Origin of the sequence: Actinoplanes xinjiangensis, from assembly GCF_003148685.1 — a bacterium.
In the GTDB taxonomy this organism is placed as follows: Bacteria; Actinomycetota; Actinomycetes; order Mycobacteriales; family Micromonosporaceae; genus Actinoplanes; species Actinoplanes xinjiangensis.
In genome coordinates this window covers 60,665-80,827 of the sequence record NZ_QGGR01000006.1, presented here as the reverse complement: position 1 = coordinate 80,827, position 20,163 = coordinate 60,665, and the positions used below count along the sequence as shown (strand labels likewise).

Sequence of the window (20,163 nt, the reverse complement as noted above, 5' to 3'; positions counted from 1 at the left end):
TCGGTGAGGGAGTCGGTTCGAGGAGGACGTTGCGTTCAGACAGTGGGCGGGGCGGTGACGCGGAGCTGCAGGATCCGCGCGGCATACGGCTCGTCCGCAGTGGTGGTGACCGTGAGCGCGCCGGTCTCGCTGGTCCAGTGGTGGGGCCAGGCGACCGCCCGGTCCGGGTAGAGGACGTCGACGTCGACCCGCCGTCCCCGTAGATGATCGAGTTCGACGGTCACCTCGGCAACGGCCCCGGCCCGCCGCCACAGCCCCAGGTAGGTGGTGTCACCGGCGTGCAGCCCGAGAGCCAGCCAGGGGTCGTCCCAGCCGGGCAGACCGAGCGGCCACACCGGAACCGTCGCGGCCAGGTCGCCCCGGATCCGCCGGAACGCGTCCACCCCGTCGCGCACCAGCTCCCGCTGCGCGTCAGTCATGGCGTCGAGCCGGCCGGACAGGTAGAGCCGGCCGAGCAGCCCGGTGCACATGGTGAAGACGATCTCCGCGTCGGTCATGTCCGGCTGCGGATAGGCCCAGCTGGCGGCCTGTTCCGGCAGGATCGACAGCGGTGCGGACACGGCGATCGGCGGGTATTTCCGGAAGTCCTGCTGGTCGCTGGTGGATTGCAGGTGCATGCGGCTGAGCAGCCCGTAGTCGGCGCGCATCCCGCCGGACGCGCAGTTCTCCAGGATCAGCCGCGGATGCCGGGCGAGCACCCCGTCCAGCCAGGCGAGGTGGGCCCGGTTGTGGTCGAGCAGCCCCGCCCCGGCCCCGGTCGCCCCGAGGTCGGTGCCCACCCCCGGGTCGATGTTGTAGTCGAGTTTGAGATAGCCGGTCCCGAACTGCTCGACGAGCCGGTCGACCACCTCGTCGAGGTGCGCGGTCGCCGCCGGATGCCGCAGGTCCAGGTGGTAGCGCCCGTGTTCGACGAGCCGGATGCCGCCGCGTTGCAGGAACGCCTCGGCGGGCAGCTTGTCGGCCATCGGGCTGCGCACCCCGATCACCTCCGGCTCCAGCCACAGACCGGGGACCATGCCGTGGGAGCGGATCCGGTCGGCGACCTCGGCCAGGCCGCCGGGGAAGCGGGTGGTCGACGGCTGCCACTCCCCCACGCTGTCCCACCAGGTGGTGTCGTTGTCGTACCAGCCGGCGTCGATGCAGAAGACCTCGGCGCCGGCCGCGGCCGCCGCGTCGATCAGCGGCAGCAGTTTGGCCGTGGTCGGATCGCCCATCAGCGTGTTCATGTAGTCGTTGAAGACGACCGGCAGCGCCGGGTCGGGCCGCCGCAGGGTGCGCCGGTGCGCGGTGAGCGCGGCGACGGCCCCGTGCAGACCGGGGCCGGCGGCGATCGAGGCCGGCACGGTGGTGAACGACTCCCCCGGCGCGAGCGGCTGCTGCCACTGGTGGTCGATGTCGGTCGGCCCGGTCAGTGCCAGGTAGGCGCCGTCGAGGCGTTCGCCGATCTCCCACCGCCACGGTCCGTTGTGCTCGATCTGCCAGGCCACCGCGTGCCCGGTGACGCGGTCGACGAGCACCCCGGACGGCTGGTGCGCGCCGGTCGACCAGGTGCCGGTGCCGATGACGGCGTGGCGGCCGCGGCCGTCCTGCCCGTGTGCCCGCAGGTTGAGGTCCGGCACCACGTCACGCAGTCGCCGCCGCGTCCACCGGCCCTCGCCCAGCCATTCGCTGTCGCCGGCGATCAGGTCCAGGTCACCGGCGTCACCGAGACCGATCGCCAGCGTGGTGACGCCGAGCAGCAGGACGGGTTCCGGCCCGTCGTTGGTGATCGTCGTCGTGGCCTGGAGTCCTCCGCTCAGGAGCACCTCCGCGGTGAGCCCGCTCTCGTCGTCACGCAGCCGGATCCGCAACCCGGCGCCATCTGCCGACGACCCGGTGAACCGCAGCCGCCGCCCGATCGTGGTCTCCGAGAACCGGGCCGAGACGTGCCCGCGCCCGCTGCCCGCGGTGAGTACCTCCACGAGTGGTTGCGCCGCCGCGCCCGCGGCCGCGCGCAGGGTGACCGGCCCGTCGGCGGGGGTGTCGATGACGAACTGACCCCAGGCCAAGCTCACTGATTACTCCTCAAGAGATCTTCCCGGCTGGTTCCAGCCGCACGAAACGGTCATCTTGGCTGGCGCCCACCGCTGTCTCGGACGGCCTGAGACAGCGGTGAGGACCAGCCGAGCAGAACGGTCAGCCGAGGACGGCGGCGATCTGGATGCGGTCGATGTTCGGGGCGTAGCCGGCCGAGGCGTTGCCGAACGTGATCGTGTTGGCCCCGGCGACCAGGTCCACGTCGACGACCCTGGTGCGATAGGTGTTCCAGGCGAGCGTGTTGCGGAAGTAGTACTTCTTCGGTGCCGCGCCGTTGACGCTGATCTCCGCGTACCGGTCGACGATGTTGTTGTTGTAGGCGTGGTCGCCGACCACCTCGGCGTTCGCATAGCCGACGACCAGGCGGTAGCGGCCCGCCGCCGGCGCGGTCACCCCGGTGAACCGCAGCGTGTTGGCGGCACCCGCGCCGACCCAGCCGACGTAGCGGCCACCGGAGGCGGCACTGTCGGCTGTCACCACCGCGGTTCCGCCGAGGGTGGTGCCGCTCTCGGCCTCGTAGGCGGTGACCGTCCCGCTGGTCGCGGCGACCCCCAGGTAGTCGAGGTTGACGGCGTCCCGGTCGTCGGAGGTGTGGGCGTTGTACTCGACGCGGCTGATCCCGGCGGGCAGGTACACCTTGGTGGTGACGGTGTTCCAGGTGTTCCAGTCGGCGGTGCCGGGCAGCGCCACGTCGGTCAGGTTCGAGCCGTTGACCCGCAGGCGGATCGACCGGGCGGCCGGCGCTCCGGTGTAGGGGCCGGCGCTGTAGCGCAGACTCAGGTTGTAGTAGCCGTCGGACGGGGCGGTCACGACGAACCGGGTCGAGGCGGTGCTGCTGGCGCCGTACCCCTCGGTGAAGTAGGTCCCGGAGTATCCGGTGCCGGTGCCGTAGGTGACCCGCGCCGAGCCGCCGAGGACGGCGTATTCGGCCTCATAGCGGTTGGTCACCGCGGCGGTCCGGTCACTGTTCGGCGTCAGGATGATCTGGTACGCCGACTGCCCTCTCAATCCGGTCAGAGGCATCGTGAGCTGCCCGTTCGTCACGCTGAAGTCACCCTCGGACACGACGTACGGCCCGCCGGACGGGTTGGTGCCGGTGCTGTCGACACCCCAGACGGTCGCGTGCACGGTCGTCCCGAGATAGCCGGGCACACCGCGGACCACGACGTTCGTGTCGTAGGTACCGGAGGCCGGGTTGTTGCCGCCGAGGATGATCCGGGCCTGCCGTTTGGCGGAGTCCACGGCGCCGAGGCCCTGGAGTGGGCCGCCGGGCGAGGGCGGGGTGACCGCCACGGTGTTGCCGGTCAGGTCGCCGTACCACTTGTAGAGCCACCAGCCGCCGGTGGCCTGGTTGTTGCGGGTGACCAGATCGTTGAGCCCACCCGCCGTGGTCCAGTAGGCGAGACAGCCGTCGACCTTGCTGTTCTCGAACTTGGCGACGTACTGCACCAGGTTACCGGGCACACCGAGGTCGCCGTTGATCCGGGCGTACTCGTTGATGGTGATCGGCCGCGGGCTGATCCCGAGGCCCGTCTCGATCGCCCGGTAGTCGGCGTAGTGCAGATGCCAGCTGGAGTAGAAGTCGTCACCGAGTTCGTGCCAGGCCATCACGTCGGGCAGCACGCCGTTGTCGCGGGCGTAGGTGAGGAAGGTCCGCAGGTCGGCGGAGCGGTAGGAGGCGAAGCCGGGACCGGCGATCCGCGCGCCCGGGTCGAGGGAGCGGATCCGCTGGTGGACGGTCTTCCAGTCGGCGAGCAGGCGGTTCAGGTCGCCGCCGTACCAGATCTGGTCGGGCTCGTTGAACGGCACGTAGACGTACGAGCTGCGGTACGGGTCGGCGATCACCTTGCGGACCTGGGTCTCGACCTTGGCCAGGTAGTCGTTGATGCCGAGGTTCTCGTACGGCCACTGGGCGTAGACGTCCTGCATGTAGATCTGGATGTCCCGGCCGCCGGCGCGCTTGAACATCGGCGCGATCCGCAGCGCGTCGCCGTTGGGGTGCTGCAGCCCGTCCGGCGCCTTCTGCGCGGTGACCTGGGGCTTCAGGGCGGCGAGCATGGTCTCGTCGGGGATGCCCTCGTCACCGAGCCCGTAGAGGAACCCGGTCGCGCCGTAGCGCAGCGGGCCGGTGCCGACGGCGAGGTCGAAGGTGATCTGGGAGGGAGCGGCCTGTGCGGGGAGGGCGGTGAGCAGGCTCGCGGTCGTGGTGGCGACGACCACCGCTGCGATCGTGCGTCTCATGGGGCTCCTCTGTCCGGGGTTGACAGCTATCCATGTGACCGGTCACACGTGTGAGGACCTGGCTAGTGTGACCGGTCACACGGCACGACCGGAAGAGCGTGTTACGGTTTCGTTACCTGGGCGTGGCGGTCGACTCCCGGATCACCAGATGCGGCACCTGCGGCTCGACGATCGGTTCACCGGCCAGCTGCGACACGCACGCCCGGCCGAGACCCTGGAAGTCCATCCGCACCGTGGTCAGCGCCGGAGTCCAGAAGGCGGCACCCGGCACGTCGTCGAACCCGATGATGCTCACGTCACCCGGGACGTCGCGGCCCGCCTCGTACAGCGCCCGGCGCACCGCCAGTGCCGTGTCGTCGTTGCCGCACAGGATCGCGGTCACCGCGGGATCGGCCGCCAGCTCCCGCCCGGCCACGTGGGCCGACGCGACGTCCCAGCCCGCGGCCACCACCTCCGGCACCGCCCGGCCGGCCGCCAGCAGCGCGTCACGCCAGCCGCTCTGCCGCGCGCTGGCCCGCGCCTCGGACGGGATCGCCACGTGATGCACGGTGTGATGGCCCAGGTCGAGCAGGTGCTGGGTCGCCTCGGCGGCCGCCTGCCGCTCGTCCAGGAACAACATCGGCCGCATCGCGCCGGGCAGCCCGCCCGCCTCGGTCGCCGCCACCACCGGCACCTCCTCCGGCAGCGCCCGCACCACGGCCGCGCCCGCCGGGTCGAAGGCCACCACCACCACACTGCCGGCGCTCGGATCACTCACGTAGTCGACGGTCTGGCGCACATCGGCGGTCGCCTCCGACTCCACCACCCGGACCCCGACCGCGAGACCGAGCAGCCGGCCCGCCTCCTCCACGCCCTGCAGGACGCCGGCGTAGCCGTACAGCGTGGTGTTCGCGGTGACCACGGTGACCGCGTTGGCCCGCCCCGAGCCGAGCGTCTGCGCCGCCCGGTTGGGCCGGTATCGCAGCTGCTCCATGGCGTCCAGCACCACCTGCCGGGTCTCCGGCCGCACCCGGGGCGAGTTGTTCAGCACGCGCGACACGGTCTGGTACGAAACCCCGGCCGCGGCCGCCACGTCCCGGATCTGGGGCCCCGGTTCCCGCCGTCTGCCCGGCCGCTCACTGTTGTCCACGCACTAACTTGTATCCGAACCAAACTGTGTCGTTCGTCCCGCCCCCACGCTGTACCGGAATTCTCAGATCAAAATCGGCCGTGCCGATTCACGATCTGCGGCAGAACTCGATGCTTGAAAAGGGGAGGCGGACGTGGCCCGGACAGCGCCTCCGCCTCGCTGGCGTCCCTGGTTCACACCGGTGGCCGTCCTGCTCGCCGTGGTCGAGGTCGCGCTGATCGCGCTCGGCCCGCACCTCGGCTTCCACCGGTTGCTGGTGTGGATTCCGGCCGTCGGCGGGGTGGGGCTCGCGGTCACCGCCTTCGCCGCCACCGCGGGCGGTGCCACCGGCCCCCTGCGGCTGTTCTGGCGGCGGGTGGCGGTCGCCATGGGCGCCGTCCTCGTCGGCGCGGTGAGCCAGACCGTCGACGTCGCCCTGATCCCCTTCGACGGGATGCCACCACTCGGCTCACGCACCCTGCTCTGCTACGTCGTCGGCACGCTGCTCGCGATCGTCGCGATGCTGCGCCTGCCCGGCGGCGGCCGTACCTGGCGCCAGCTCACCACGGCCGTGCTGGACCTGGCCGTGGTCGGGGTGACCGCCGGGGTCGCGGCCTCGGAGTATCTGGGCTGGGCCGTCGACAGGTTCGGCGGCCGTGCCTCGGCGTGGTGGCTGAACCTGGCCATGGTGGCGATCGGTGTCGCCGGCGTGACCGTGGTTGTCAAGATCATGTCGGCGAGCCGCAGCCCGGCCGCCCGCACCGCGCTGTGGTGGCTGGCCCCGATCGGCATCGCCGGCCCGATGTCGGTGATCCTGATGACCTTGCTGCTGCCCTGGCCGCATCTCAACGGCAGCGCCGCGGTGCTGGCGTTCGTCGGGCTGTTCGGTGTCCTGGCCGCCCGGGCCCAGCAGCGGGTGTACGCCGGGCACGGCGCACCGTCGTCGCGTGTCGCACACCCGGCCGTGTACCGGCGCGGCGCCGTCGTCCCGCTCGTCGCGACCGGGCTGACCAGCCTGCTCGTGGGTACGGTCTACCTGCGTACCGGGCATCTCACCACGGTTCAGGTGGCCGGCACCACGCTGCTGCTGCTGCTCGTGGTGACCCGGCAGGCGTTCGCGCTGGCCGAGAACGCCACCCTGCTGGAGACCGTCGCCCATCAGGCGATGCACGACGAACTGACCGGGCTGTACAGCCGCCGGTCGTTCACCACGGCGGTGGCCGGCGCCGAGGGCCCGCACACCGTGGCGCTGCTCGATCTCAAGGACTTCCGGTCGATCAACGACAGTCTCGGGCCGGTCGCCGGTGACGCGCTGCTCACCGAGTACGCCGCCCGGGTCACCCGGATCGCCGGTGAGCGGGCGGTGGTCGCCCGTCTCGGCGGCGACGAGTTCGGTCTGCTGCTGCCCGGCACGCCGGACGAGACCGCGGTGACCGTGGACCGGTTGATGGCGGCCGGTGACGAACCGCTCTGCGCGGCCGGGCACGAGGTGGTGGTGGAGGTGTCGATCGGGCTCGCCGACGGCGCCGACCTGTACCGGCGGGCCGAGATCGCCCTGCGCGAGGCCGGCTCGCACACCGACGCCCGGGTGGTCCGCTGGGACGTCTCCCTGCAACGGCAGATCACCCAGCGCGCCACGATCGCCGCCGACCTGCGGCGCGCGCTGACCGCCGGTGAGTTCCACATGCTGTACCAGCCGGTCGTGGCGCTGCCGCACGGCCTGATGACCGGGGTCGAGGCGCTGATCCGGTGGACCAGGGCGGACGGCCGGGTGATCTCGCCGGCCGCGTTCGTGCCGGTGGCCGAGGAGACCGGGCTGATCGTCGAGCTCGGCGAGTGGATCATCGACACGGTGTGCGCGCAGGCGGCCGAGTGGCGCCACCGGCACGGCCCGGACGCCCTGGACTCGGTCGCCGTCAACGTGTCGGCACGCCAGCTGCTCGATCCGGGACTGCCGGAGATGGTGGCGGCCGCGCTGGCCCGGCACGGGCTTCCGGCGGAGCAGCTGACCGTCGAGATCACCGAGACCGCGGTGTTCGGCGGCGGCCGTGCGCTGGCGTCGGTACAGGCGCTGGCCGACCTGGGGGTGCACATCGCCCTGGACGACTTCGGCACCGGTCACTCGTCGCTCGGCCTGCTGCGTACCTGCCCGGTCGACGTGATCAAGGTCGACAAGTCGTTCGTCGACGGGCTCAACGGGACGCCGCAGCAGGAGGCGATCGCGGGCGCGATCGCCGACATCGCCGACAAGATGGGCCTGGCGACGGTGGCCGAGGGCGTGGAGCGGCCGGAGCAGGCCCGGCGGCTGTTCGAGCTGGGTTACCGGCGGGCGCAGGGCTTCCTGTTCGCCCGGCCGATGTCCGCGGCGGCGATCGACGAACTGCTCGATCCGGGAATCGGCATCGCCGCCTAACCCGGCCCCTATACATGAAGTGATGCACTGAATGCGGCTCTTACGCCGATTCGGAGCGGATTGCTGCGGTCGACGCCTATAACGGGTATAGGCCAGAAGTATCCGCATCCGCAGCCGAGGAGCTATGCATGACTACCGTCGCGCCGAGGCCGGTACCCGTCCGGCCGCATCCGGTTCGCCGACAGGTGAAGGGGTCGGCGCTGGTCCGCATCCTGCGCACCACGGACGCGAAGCAGATCGGGATCATGTACATGATCACGTCGATCGTGTTCTACATGGTCGGCGGGCTGATGGCCCTGCTGATGCGTGCCGAGCTGGCCAAACCGGGCATGCAGATCCTGTCCCCGGAGCAGTACAACCAGCTGTTCACCATGCACGGCACGGCCATGCTGCTGTTCTTCGCCACCCCGATCGTGTTCGCCTTCGCCAACTTCGTGGTGCCGATCCAGATCGGCGCACCCGACGTGGCGTTCCCCCGGCTCAACGCGTTCGCCTACTGGCTCTACCTGTTCGGCACGCTGACCGCGATGGGCGGGTTCATCATGCCGGGCGGGGCGGCGGACTTCGGCTGGTTCGCGTACACACCGCTCAGCACCAGCCTGCACTCGCCGGGCGTCGGCGGTAACGCGTGGGTGGTCGGCCTGGCGATCGGCGGCCTCGGATCGATCCTCGGCGCGGTCAACCTGATCACCACGATCCTGTGCCTGCGGGCACCCGGCATGACCATGTTCCGGATGCCGATCCTCACCTGGAACATGCTCGTCACCAGCCTCCTGGTGATCCTGATCTTCCCGTTCCTGGCGGCCGCCCTCTTCGCGCTCGCCGCCGACCGGGTGCTCGGCGCGCAGGTGTTCAACGTCGAGACCGGCGGGCCGATGCTGTGGCAGCACCTGTTCTGGTTCTTCGGACATCCCGAGGTGTACGTCATCGCGCTCCCGTTCTTCGGCATCATCACCGAGGTCATCCCGGTCTTCAGCCGCAAACCGGTCTTCGGCTACAAGGGCCTGGTCGCCGCGACCCTGCTGATCGGCGGGCTGTCGATGTCGGTGTGGGCACACCACCTCTTCGTGACCGGCCAGGTGCTGCTGCCGTTCTTCAGCTTCCTGAGCTTCCTGATCGCGGTACCGACCGGCATGAAGTTCTTCGTCTGGATCGGCACCATGTGGCGCGGCCAGATCACCTTCGAGTCCCCGATGCTGTTCGCGATCGGGTTCATGGTCACCTTCCTGTTCGGTGGGCTGTCCGGTGTGCTGCTGGCCGCCCCGCCGATCGACTTCCACGTCTCCGACTCGTATTTCGTGATCGCCCACTTCCACTACGTGCTCTTCGGCACGATCGTGTTCGCGGTGTTCGCCGGCGTCTACTTCTGGTTCCCGAAGATGTTCGGCCGGATGCTCGACGAACGCCTCGCCAAGATTCACTTCTGGCTCACGATGATCGGCTTCCACGGCACGTTCCTGGTTCAGCACTGGCTCGGCAACGAGGGCATGCCCCGCCGGTACATCGACTACATGGAGAGCGACGGATTCACGTTCCTCAACACGTTCTCCACGATCGGTTCCTTCATCCTCGGCATCGCCACCCTGCCGTTCGTCTACAACGTGTGGAAGTCCTACAAGATGGGCAGAGTCGTCACCGTCGACGACCCGTGGGGCCACGGCAACTCGCTGGAATGGGCGACCAGCAGCCCACCTCCGCTGCGCAACTTCGACCGGATGCCCCGGATCCGCTCCGAGCGGCCGGCCTTCGACCAGAAGTTCCCGCACCTGGCCGCCGGTGAGCAGTCGCTGGCCGGACCACCGGAGGGCGGGGCGCGGCCGCTGACCAAGGAGTCCGACGGCGGCGCCACGTATGCCGAGGACATCGCGTCGGACCGGGATCGCAACCGGGATCGCAACCGGGATCGCAAAAAGAGAAAATGAATACGCGAAAGGCCGGGCGAATCGCCCGGCCTTTCTTTTGTCGGGAAACCGACAACGTGCAGAAGGAGCATGAAACGGTGGCCTCGCCGTGCCATCGGTCGTAGATACTCATGTCGCCCAAGAGCGCGGAGAAACGCGCAAGAGATAATGTTCGGATTCGGGCAGGAGACTGCGGAAAAAATGAACCAACTCAAATCCGTGACCAACCCACGGTCGCCGTCGGAGGCTCTCGAGACGGCTCCGGTGCGGCCGGCGGTCACGCCCGGATCCGCCGGAACGGCCTCCGGCGAGATCTCCCGGTCGGTGCGGTTCCTGACCGGGAAAGGTCGCAGCGGCCCGCTTCTGCCACCGTTCGAATCGGTCATCGGCCGCGACGAGCGGGTCCGGATCGTCGACACCGACCTGGCGCCGTGGCGGATGATCTGCTCGCTCCAGATGCGCGGGCCGTCCGGGTCCGGCGCGATCGGCACCGGATGGCTCGTCGGCCCGCGGACCGTACTGACCGCCGGGCACTGCGTGTTCAGCACCTCCTTCTTCGGCGGCTGGGCGGCCACCATCGACGTCATCCCGGGCCGCAACGGGGCCGGGCCACCCGCCGAGTCGGAGCCGTTCGGCCGGGTGACGGGCACCCGGTTCTCGTCGGTGGACCGCTGGCAGAGCGACGAGGACCCGGACTTCGACATCGGCTGCATCCACCTGGACGAGCCGATCGGCGAGACGGTCGGCTGGTTCCCGCTCGGGGTGCGTACCGCCGAGCAGTTGGAGGGCTTCCAGGTCAACGTGTCCGGCTACCCCGGCGACCGCGGCAACGGGACCGCGCAGTTCCACGGACGCAACCGGATCGCGCAGGTCACCGACCGCCGGGTCTTCTACGAGGTGGACACGTTCGGCGGGCAGAGCGGTGCGCCGGTGTGGATCTACGAGGACGACGACACCACCCGGCCGCTGGCGGTGGCCGTGCACGCGTACGGCACCGGCGGCACCCCGGCGTCCCTGGGCATCACCGCGAACTCAGCCCCGCGGATCACGCCGGAGGTGCTCACGCTGATCACCGCATGGGTCGCACAGGACGGCGGATGGCCCGGCCACTGACCCCGCCCACGCAACGGGCCGGCCGGGTCGTCGACACCTCCGGCCGGCCCGTCCCGTACGCCATCGTCGTGATCGTCTCCGGCAGCGTGCCGATGCCGGAGATCGCCCTGCGCACCGACGCCGACGGCCGTTTCGGTCTGCGGCTGCCCCCGGGGATCTTCACCCTGCGCGCCCACGGCCCGGACGGCTCCGGCGACACCGCCGTCGAGGCCGGCACCGCCGGCGACGAGATCGTCATCACGATCACCCCGCAGACGGTCGCTGAAGGAGAGTAGGGACCACGGGTCACCGGCGGCGCCCTGATCCATCGCACGTCGTAGGCCCTGGGTCTGACGAGGGGCCCGGGATGTCCCTCCGCGGGCAGACGATCCGGGGGCGCCGCCGTTCCTAGCATCGGTTGACTCCGATCGAAGGGAACATCCGCATGTCTCGTATGAGAGCCTTGCTGGGGGTGTGCGTCCTCGCTGCGGGCCTGCTCACCCCGGTTGCCACCGGGACCGCAGCCCTGGCCGCCGAGCCGCTGCAACTGTCGGCGCCGACCGGCCGGTACGCGGTGGGCGCCACCGAGCTGTATCTGAAGGACACCTCCCGGCCCGACCCGTGGGTGCCCGAGCAGACCGCCCGGGAACTGATGGTGACCCTCTGGTATCCGACGGACACCCGGCAGGGCACCCGCACCGAATATCTGTCCGCCGAGGAGTCCCGCCTGCTGATTCAGGGCAAGCGCCTGGAGGACGTGCTGCCGCCGGAGATCTTCAGCACGGTCGGTACACACGCGATCGTGGACGCGCGACCGGCGGGCCGTCCGCACAGTCTGCCGCTGATCGTCCTGTCGCCGGGGTGGACCCAGCCGATCGCCACGCTGACCGGAGTGGCGGAGGATCTGGCCAGTCACGGGTACGTGGTGGCCGGCATCGACCACACCTACGAGACCTACGCGATCACCTTCCCGGACGGGCGGATCGCCGGGTGCGCGGCGTGCGCGTTCGACGACGACCGGCCGTTCTTCGGCAAGCTCTACCAGAGCCGGGCGGCCGACGTGTCGTTCGTGGTCGACGAGCTGACCGGCCGGGATCCGGCGTGGCGGGGCAGCCGGCTGATCGACTCCCGGCGGATCGGTGCGGCGGGGCACTCGGCGGGCGGGGCGGCCGCGCTGGCGGCCCTGGCGAAGGACCGGCGCATCGACGCCGGGATCGATGTGGACGGGACCACGAACTCCGGTGGTGAGCCGGTGATCCCGGTGACCGGGCTGTCGCGGCCGGCTCTCGTGCTCACCGGCGACGATCACCTGCCGGGCGGGCCGGACCGGTGGCTGACCGCGGACTTCGCGAACCTGACGGGGTGGAAGCGGTGGCTCGCGGTGGCGGGGATGGACCACTCCTCGTTCACCGATCTCGGGATCTTCGCCGATCAGCTCGGCATCGACATCGGGGCGGCCACGCCGGGTGTCCGGGCCACCGGGATCACCCGCCGTTACGTGCGGGCGATGTTCGACAAGCACCTGCGGCACCGGCCCCAGCCGCTGCTCGACGCGGTGTCGGCGCGGTATCCCGAGGTGACCGTGGCGGCACGGTGACGACCGGGCGGGCCGACCGGATGTTAGCGATCACTTGGAACCTGTCAAGGGTTTCCGCCAAGTAACGGACGGCCCGCCCTCACGCTCCACGATAAAGGTTCCTATCGATGCGTTGAGGGCGTTGACGTGCCCTTGATCCGCATGCAAAGCTGCCGTCATTCAATCGAAGCAATTCGATAATTAGATCTTAACCCCCACCTCATGGGGGTCTTTTCTCGCATGCATATGAAACGTTACACGGGGAGGACTCCCATGACGGTCAGCAGGCGCACCCTCCTGCGCACCGGCCTCGCCCTGGCCGGCGCCGGGCTCACCACCACCGCGTGCGGCGGCGACGGCGGCGACGGCCGGACCACGCTGCGGTTCGCGTGGTGGGGCAGCGAGGAACGCGCCAAACTCACCCAGCAGGTCGTCGACCTGTTCGTCGGCAGGAACCCCGGCGTCGAGGTGAAGACCACCTACGCCGCCTACGACCCGTACTTCCAGAAGCTCGCCACCGAGATGAGCGGCGGCAACGCCCCGGACGTGCTCCAGATGGGCGACCGCTACCTGCGCGAGTACGCCGAGCGCAACACCCTGCTCGACCTCACCGCGCACCTCGGCAGGGAGGTACAGACCGCCGACCTGGAGAAGAAGCTGTTCCCGGCCGGCAACATCGGCGACAAGACGTACGGCCTGCCGATGGGCCAGACCACACACGTGCTCCAGTACGACGCCAAGCGGTGGGAGGAGGCCGGCGCCAAGCTGCCCGCCGACGGATGGACGTGGGACGACCTGCGCGCGGCCGCCGCCCAGGTGACCGCGAAGTTCGGGCCCAAGGTGAGCGGGCTGAGCGATCCGTTCGGCATCGAGGACTGGTTCGGCGACTGGCTGCGCCAGCAGGGGAAGGACCTCTACACCGCGGACGGCAAGCTGGGCTACGGCGAGGCCGAGGTGGTCGCGTGGTGGAAGCTGGGCGTGACGTTCCGGGACGCGAAGGCGATCACCCCGCCGGAGATCACCGCGAACACCACCCTCACCCCGTTCCCGCGTAAGGAGTCGACCGCCGAGTTCTGTCCGGACAGCACGGTCGGCATGACGTCCTGGGAGACGTACGGCGGCGAGTTCGCGCTCAGCCAGTTCCCGACCGCGGGCACCGGCATCGGCCAGTTCACCCAGCCGCCGATGATGCTCAGCGTCGCCCAGCGCACCGAGAACCGCGACGTCGCCCTGAAGTTCGTCGACTTCTTCCTCAACGACCCGGAGGCGGGCGCGATCCTCGGGATGGCCCGCGGCCTGCCCGCGAACCTGAAGGTCCGGGAGACCCTCGCCGCGAAGCTGACCGACGAGTGGAAGATGGTCGCCGACTACGAGGCCAAGGTGTCGCCGCAGCTGCTGCCCGCCCCGGCGCCGCCACCGAAGGGCGCCGGCGTGGTCAAGACCCAGTTCCAGCGGATCTACGACGACGTCATGCACGGCAAGGCCACCCCGGAGGCGGCCGCGCCCCGCCTGATGAGCGAGATTCAGCAGGCCCTGGGCGTATGACGACCGTGCTGGACCGGCCACCGGCCAAGGCCGCGGCGCCACCCCCGCCGAAGCGGTACGGCGAGCGGCCGTCGATCGCCTATCTGTTCCTCACGCCCTGGATCGCCGGGGCCCTCCTGCTGACCCTCGGCCCGATGCTGTGGCTGCTCTACCTGTCGTTCACCGAGTACGACCTGTTCACCGCCCCGCGCTGGGTCGGCCTGGACAACTACGTACGGATGCTCACCGTCGACCCGCACTTCTGGAACGCGGTGTGGGCCACCTCCAAGTTCGTGCTGATCTCGGTGCCCGTACAACTGGCGGCCGCCCTCGGTGTCGCGCTGCTGATCCACCGCAGGAGCCCGGCGCAGGGTTTCTACCGCTCCGCGTTCTACGCCCCGTCGCTGCTCGGTGCCAGCGTCAGCGTCGCCCTGGTCTGGCGGGTCATCTTCCACGACTGGATCGGCCACCCGGACCGGGCGCTGCTGGCGCTGGTGCTGCTCGCGGTCTGGCAGTTCGGCGCCCCGATGGTGATCTTCCTGGCCGGGCTGCAGCAGATCCCGCAGGAGTACTACGACGCCGCCGCGGTGGACGGGGCCGGGCCGTGGCGCGCGTTCCTGAAGATCACCGTCCCGATGCTGTCACCGGTGATCTTCTTCAACCTGGTGCTCGACACGATCCGGGCGTTCCAGGTCTTCACCGGCGCCTACGTGGTCAGCAACGGCACCGGCGGGCCCAGCGACTCGACCCTCTTCTACACCCTTTATCTGTACGAGAAGGGCTTCGTCGAGTTCAAGATGGGCTACGCGTCGGCCATGTCGTGGTTCCTGCTCGTGGTCATCGCCGCGATCACGGCGCTGTTGTTCCGTACCGCCAGATCCTGGGTCTTCTATTCCGGGGACGAGTCGTGACCGGGCGGCTGCGGGTGACCGGCTGGCACGCCGTCGTGATCCTGCTGTTGATCCCGCTGCTCTACCCGATCGCCTGGCTGTTCCTCGCGTCGTTCAAGTCCGGTTCGGAGATCGTGCAGAGTCTGGCGCTGCTGCCGCGGGACTTCATCCTGGACAACTACGTGGCGCTCGGCGACGACCTGGCCGGGGTGCAGGCGTGGCGGTTCTTCGTGAACTCGACGATCGTGGCCGGCGGGTGCGCCCTGGCCAACATCGCGAGCTGTTCACTGGCCGCCTACGCGTTCGCCCGGCTGCGGTTCCGGATGCGCGGCGTGCTCTTCGCGTTCACCCTCGCCACCATCATGCTGCCGGTGCACATCATCACCATCCCGCAGTACTCGCTGTTCTCCAAGCTCGGGATGGTCGACACGTTCTGGCCGTTGATCCTGCCGAAACTGCTGGCCACCGACGCGTTCTTCATCTTCCTGATGGTCCAGTTCATGCGGACCATCCCGCGGGAGCTCGACGAGGCGGCCCGGCTGGACGGCTGCGGCTCGATCCGCATCTTCGGCTCGATCGTGCTGCCGCTGGTCCGGCCGGCCCTGGTCACCACGGCGATCTTCACGTTCATCTGGACCTGGAACGACTTCTTCACCCAGCTGATCTATCTGTCGTCACCGGAACGCCTGACGCTCCCCCTCGCGCTGCGCCTGTTCATCGACACCACCGACCACAACGCGTTCGGGCCCATGCTGGCGCTGTCGGCGCTGGCCATCGTGCCGATCCTGCTGTTCTTCGCCGCGTTCCAGCGGCTGCTGGTCGAGGGTTTCGCCACCTCCGGACTCAAAGGCTGATCCCCATGCAGGAATTCTCCCGCCGCGTTTTCGTCCGCGGTGTCGCCGCCACTCCCCTGCTCGCCGCCGTGCCCGGTTCCCCCGCTGCGGCCGCCGCTCCCCCGCTGCGTGCCGCGGTGAACACCGCGCCGGACACCGTGCCGCTGAAGTGGCTCGAGGACACGCCCGGAACCAATGTCGGCAGCACCTGGGGTGTGCCGTGGCCGCAGGGTGCGGTGCCGGCCGACTCGCCGTTCGCCCTGACCAGTGCCGAGGGCACCGCGGTGCCGGTGCAGAGCTGGCCGATCGGGTACTGGCCGGACGGGTCGCTCAAGTGGAGCGCGCACGCGCTGCCCGCCTCCGCGCCGCTCTCCTCCTCCTACACCCTTTCGCGATCCGCCGGTGCGCCGGTGACCACGGCCGTCACCGTCGCCGAGAAGCACGACACGATCACCGTCGCGACGGGCGTGATCAGCGTGGTCATCGGCCGTCGCGGGTCGTCGCTGATCAGGTCGATCACCCGGGGCGGCGTGGTCGTCGCCCGGGATCTGCAGCTGGTCAGTCTGCGTCAGACGACCGCGGACGACGAGGACGAGCGCCGGACCTCACGGGAACGGCTGGTCAGCACCATCCGGAAGGTCACCGTCGAGCAGCGCGGGCCGGTGCGGGCGGTCGTGAGGATCGAGGGCGACCACCGGCGGCGCGGGCGGTCGTGGCTGCCGTTCATCGTGCGGCTCTACCTCTACGCCGGGGCCGAGCACGTGCGGGTGGTGCACACCTTCCTGTTCGACTCCGAGGGACAGAAGGAGTTCATCGCCGGGCTCGGGGTGCGGGTCGGCGTGCCGATGCGCGACGAGGCCTACGACCGGCACATCCGGATCTCCGGGGACGGCGACGGGCTCCTGCGCGAGGCGGTGAAAGGCATCACCGGCCTGCGGCGCGACCCCGGAGCAGCGGTACGGACGGCGCAGCTCGCCGGCCGGAAGCTACCCGACCCGGCGACCTGGGACCAGCGCGTCACCACCCGGCTGCCGCTCATCCCGACCTGGGGTGACTACACGCTCGCGCAGCTCAGCTCCGAGGGGTACACGATCCGCAAGCGCACCAAGGCCGGGCACGCGTGGATCGACGTGGACGCGGGACAGCGGGCCGGCGGGTTCGGCTATGTCGGCGGGGTCAGCGGCGGGCTCGGGTTCGGGATGCGGGACTTCTGGCAGAAGTATCCGGCGCAGCTCGACATCCGGGGCGCCGACACCGCCGAGGCGCAGGCCACGCTGTGGCTGTGGTCGCCCGAGGCGGGACCGATGGACACCCGGTTCTATCACGACGGTCTCGGCCAGGACACCTATCCCGAGCAGCTCGAAGGGCTCAACATCACCTACGAGGACCACGAGCCCGGATTCGGTACGCCGTACGGCATCGCGCGCACCACGGAGCTCAGCTTCTTCGCGCTCGCCGCCACTCCCTCTTCCGTGGAGGCGGCTGCTCTGGCCCGTACCGTCAAGAATCCACCGCAGATCGTCGCGCCGCCCGCCCACCTCGCCGCCGCCGGGGCGTTCGGGGGTCTGTTCGCCCCCGTCGACCGGTCCACGCCGGACCGGGCCGAGATCGAGGACCGGCTCGACTTCCTCTTCGCCTACTACCGTGACCAGGTCGAATCACGGCACTGGTACGGCTTCTGGAACTACGGCGACGTGATGCACACGCCGGACGTGGACCGGCACGTGTGGCGCTACGACGTCGGCGGCTACGCGTGGGACAACTCGGAACTGTCGCCGGACCTGTGGCTGTGGTTCGCCTACCTGCGGTCCGGGCGGGCCGACATCTTCCGGTTCGCCGAGGCGATGACCCGGCACACCGGCGAGGTCGACGTCTACCACCTGGGTAAATGGGCCGGCCTGGGCACCCGGCACGGGGTGCAGCACTGGGCCGACAGCGCCAAGCAGCAGCGCATCAGCACCGCCGTCTACCGGCGCATCTTCTACTTCCTCACCGCCGACGAGCGGGTCGGCGACCTGATGCACGAACTCGTCGACTCCGACCGTACGTTCCTGGCCCTGGACCCGCTCCGCAAGATCCGCACCGAGCCGTACACGCCGGACCCGCACGCCCTCTCGATCGGCCTCGGCACCGACTGGAGCGGCCTGGCCGCGGCCTGGCTGACCGAATGGGAACGCCGCGGACCGAAAGCCGCGATCGCCGAGAAGAAGCTGCTCGCCACCATGCGCACCATCGGCCGGATGCCGAACGGCTTCGTCACCGGCAGCGGCCTCTACGACCTGGACACCGGCGAGTTCGCCCCCGCCGCGAAGACCGTGAGCGTCTCACACCTGAGCGCCATGTTCGGCCAGGTGGAAATCTGCGCCGAACTGATCGCCCTGATCGACATGCCCGCCTTCGAGGCCGCCTGGCTCCAGTACTGCCGCCTGTTCAACGCGACCCGCGAGGAACAGGCCGCCGAGACCGGCGCCCACTTCGGCAACCTGATCCTGAAACAGGGCCACTCCCGCCTGACCGCGTACGCCGCGTCCCGCCTCGGCGACGCGACACTGGCCGCCCGCGCCTGGCGGGAGTTCACCACCACCGACGGCTACACCGACGCCCTACCCTGGCGGACCGTCCCCCTGACCGGCCCGGAGGTCCTCAACCCGGTCGACGACGCCCCCTGGGTCGACACCAACACCACCGCCCTGTACGGCCTGGCCGCCATCCAGAACCTCGCCCTGCTCGCCTGACCGGCGGAAGCCGTCGTGCCGGCCGTTCTCTCCTCCGGTCCACCTGGCGGTAACGTTCGGGGCCGGACCGGACATGGACGTGACGTGATCTCTCCAGAAGACCGCTTCCGGCGGGTCTACTCGGCCAACTTCGAGGCGATGCTGGCGTACGCGATGCGCCGCGTCGAGCAGGCCGAGGACGCCTCCGACATCGTCGCCGAGACGTTCCTGGTGGCGTGGCGGCGCAGCCGTGACCTGCCACCCGACGACGAGGTGACCCTGTGGCTGTACGGGGTGGCCCGTCGCGTGCTCGCCAACCACCACCGTGGCGGGGCGCGCCGGGAACGGCTCGGTGAGCGGCTACGGCACCGCATCACCAGCCTCATCGCCGTCGACCCCGGACACGACGTGCCGCAGCGACTCGCCGTGCGGGCCGCTCTCGCCCGGCTGCCCGAGGCCGACCGGGAGGTTCTCATGCTCACCGTCTGGGAGGGACTACAGCCCCGCGAGGTGGCCGAGGTCGTCGGGCTGAGCGCGGGCGCGGTGCGGACCCGGCTGTCCCGGGCGCGGGCCCGGTTACGGGAACTGGTCGGTGACGATCCCGGCGGGGGCGGACATGTACTCGACGTCCTGACCGCGACCGTCCCGAAGGAGGGCCGATGAACGACGAACAGCTTCTCGACGCGGACCCGTATCGGCCCGTAGCCGGCCGTCTCGACGGGGCGGAGCAGCATCTCCTGGAGGAGATCATGTCCGTACCTCTCGTGCCGTCGGTCCCCGTCCGTCCCTTACGCCGTCGTCTCGTCGGCGCGGTGGCCGCGGCCGCGGTGGTGACCGGCGTCATCGGTGCCTCCACCCTGCTGCCGGAACGATCCGCACCGCCCCCGGTCACCCTGCCCGGTACCGTGCCCAGCGCCGCACCCGGCATCTCGACCGGCGGCGCGGGAGCCGGTCACCAGCTGGACCTCACGTACGCCACGAGCCATCCGCGACTGCTCATCGACGAACCCGGCTGGAAACTCCAGGTCATCTACGGCTTCGCCGGCGGCACCGGCACCGCCGACTTCCACAAGGGCGACCGGAACGTCGGCATGACCTGGTATCAGGCCGATTCCTACCAGAGCTACTTCGCAGACCGGCTGGACGTCGGCAGACCACGGGCCACCCGGGTGGCCGGAGTCGGCGCGAAGGTGTTCACCTACAGCCGCGACGACTTCGCGGTCATGCTCGACCCCCGCGACGGCACCTTCGTCGAGATCCGCGTCCAGGGCGCCGGGGTGAGCCGCTCCTACCTCGACGAGCTGCTCGAACGGATCAGGCGGGTGGAGCCGGAGGAGTTCCTGGCCGCCCTGCCCCCGGAGGTCGTCACTCCCGGTGAGGCGACGGCCGAGGCCGAGAAGGCCCTCACCGGGGTGCCGCGCCCGCCCGGATTCGACGCCGGGAGACTCGGACTGGACGGGGCGTACACGCCGTACCAGTTCCAGGCCCGGGTGGTGAAGCTGACCGCCTGCGGCTGGGCCGGCGAATGGGTGCGCGCCGACAGGGCCGGCGACGACATGGCGGCCCAGACGGCGATCGCGGCACTCCGTGGCAGCCGGAACTGGCCGATTCTCAAGGAGATGGACGAGAGCAAACGCGGCGACTGGTCCCGGATGCTCTGGCGGACCATCGGCGAGCAGAACCCGGACATGCCGCTCGACGTACAACGTGTGGCCGGCTGTAACGAGTAGCGCGCTTCAGCCCGCCCGGGCCAGCCCTCGGCTGGCCCCCACCGCTGTCTCAACGCTTCCGAGAC

The 20,163-nt window shown here is 70.1% G+C and carries 14 protein-coding genes; 11 read left to right on the top strand and 3 right to left on the bottom strand.

Annotated features, from left to right (window positions below; translation table 11 throughout):
* Positions 1–35 precede the first annotated feature (35 nt).
* The 3 genes from BC793_RS14970 to BC793_RS14960 form a co-directional block, all read right to left on the bottom strand.
* The gene (locus tag BC793_RS14970; RefSeq protein ID WP_109593131.1) at positions 36–2,054 is read right to left on the bottom strand and encodes a glycoside hydrolase family 36 protein; all 2,019 of its coding nucleotides are present in this window, start codon (positions 2,052–2,054) and stop codon (positions 36–38) included.
* A gap of 121 nt (positions 2,055–2,175) precedes the next feature.
* Complete coding sequence (locus BC793_RS14965) at positions 2,176–4,317, bottom strand: carbohydrate-binding protein (RefSeq protein WP_109593130.1); 2,142 nt, start codon at positions 4,315–4,317, stop codon at positions 2,176–2,178.
* A 112-nt stretch (positions 4,318–4,429) separates the two neighbouring features.
* Positions 4,430–5,446: a LacI family DNA-binding transcriptional regulator gene (locus BC793_RS14960; protein ID WP_109593129.1), complete on the bottom strand. Its 1,017-nt coding sequence runs from the start codon at positions 5,444–5,446 to the stop codon at positions 4,430–4,432.
* A gap of 133 nt (positions 5,447–5,579) precedes the next feature.
* Between BC793_RS14960 and BC793_RS14955 the strand changes: the two genes are divergently transcribed.
* From BC793_RS14955 to BC793_RS14905, 11 genes are all read left to right on the top strand, one after another.
* A complete protein-coding gene (locus BC793_RS14955; RefSeq protein ID WP_109593128.1) occupies positions 5,580–7,838 on the top strand; it encodes a putative bifunctional diguanylate cyclase/phosphodiesterase in 2,259 nt (752 codons plus the stop codon).
* Positions 7,839–7,966: 128 nt separating this feature from the next.
* Positions 7,967–9,760 (top strand): aa3-type cytochrome oxidase subunit I, encoded by a 1,794-nt coding sequence (gene ctaD, locus BC793_RS14950; RefSeq protein ID WP_109593127.1) that lies wholly within the window; start codon positions 7,967–7,969, stop codon positions 9,758–9,760.
* Between the two features lie 198 nt (positions 9,761–9,958).
* Positions 9,959–10,852 carry a trypsin-like serine peptidase gene (locus BC793_RS14945; RefSeq protein WP_158319258.1) on the top strand — a complete coding sequence of 298 codons (894 nt, stop codon included), beginning with the start codon at positions 9,959–9,961 and terminating at the stop codon, positions 10,850–10,852.
* Positions 10,837–11,127, top strand: coding sequence for a carboxypeptidase-like regulatory domain-containing protein (locus BC793_RS14940; RefSeq protein ID WP_158319257.1), 291 nt, complete (start codon positions 10,837–10,839; stop codon positions 11,125–11,127). The genes BC793_RS14945 and BC793_RS14940 overlap by 16 nt, the downstream gene beginning before the upstream one ends.
* A gap of 158 nt (positions 11,128–11,285) precedes the next feature.
* Positions 11,286–12,428, top strand: a complete 1,143-nt coding sequence (locus BC793_RS14935) for an alpha/beta hydrolase family protein (protein ID WP_109593124.1) — start codon at positions 11,286–11,288, stop codon at positions 12,426–12,428.
* A 252-nt stretch (positions 12,429–12,680) separates the two neighbouring features.
* Complete coding sequence (locus BC793_RS14930) at positions 12,681–13,952, top strand: ABC transporter substrate-binding protein (RefSeq protein WP_158319256.1); 1,272 nt, start codon at positions 12,681–12,683, stop codon at positions 13,950–13,952.
* Entirely contained in the window at positions 13,949–14,842 is an 894-nt protein-coding gene (locus BC793_RS14925) for a carbohydrate ABC transporter permease (protein WP_109593122.1), read from the top strand. Before BC793_RS14930 ends, BC793_RS14925 begins: the two co-directional genes overlap by 4 nt.
* A complete protein-coding gene (locus BC793_RS14920) occupies positions 14,839–15,675 on the top strand; it encodes a carbohydrate ABC transporter permease (RefSeq protein WP_109593121.1) in 837 nt (278 codons plus the stop codon). Before BC793_RS14925 ends, BC793_RS14920 begins: the two co-directional genes overlap by 4 nt.
* A 5-nt stretch (positions 15,676–15,680) precedes the next feature.
* Complete coding sequence (locus BC793_RS14915; RefSeq protein WP_109593120.1) at positions 15,681–18,389, top strand: exo-rhamnogalacturonan lyase family protein; 2,709 nt, start codon at positions 15,681–15,683, stop codon at positions 18,387–18,389.
* Positions 18,390–18,473: 84 nt separating this feature from the next.
* On the top strand, positions 18,474–19,031 hold the full coding sequence (locus BC793_RS14910) for an RNA polymerase sigma factor (RefSeq protein WP_239170048.1): 558 nt from the start codon (positions 18,474–18,476) through the stop codon (positions 19,029–19,031).
* The gene (locus tag BC793_RS14905) at positions 19,028–20,098 is read left to right on the top strand and encodes a hypothetical protein (protein WP_109593119.1); all 1,071 of its coding nucleotides are present in this window, start codon (positions 19,028–19,030) and stop codon (positions 20,096–20,098) included. The genes BC793_RS14910 and BC793_RS14905 overlap by 4 nt, the downstream gene beginning before the upstream one ends.
* Positions 20,099–20,163: the final 65 nt, after the last annotated feature.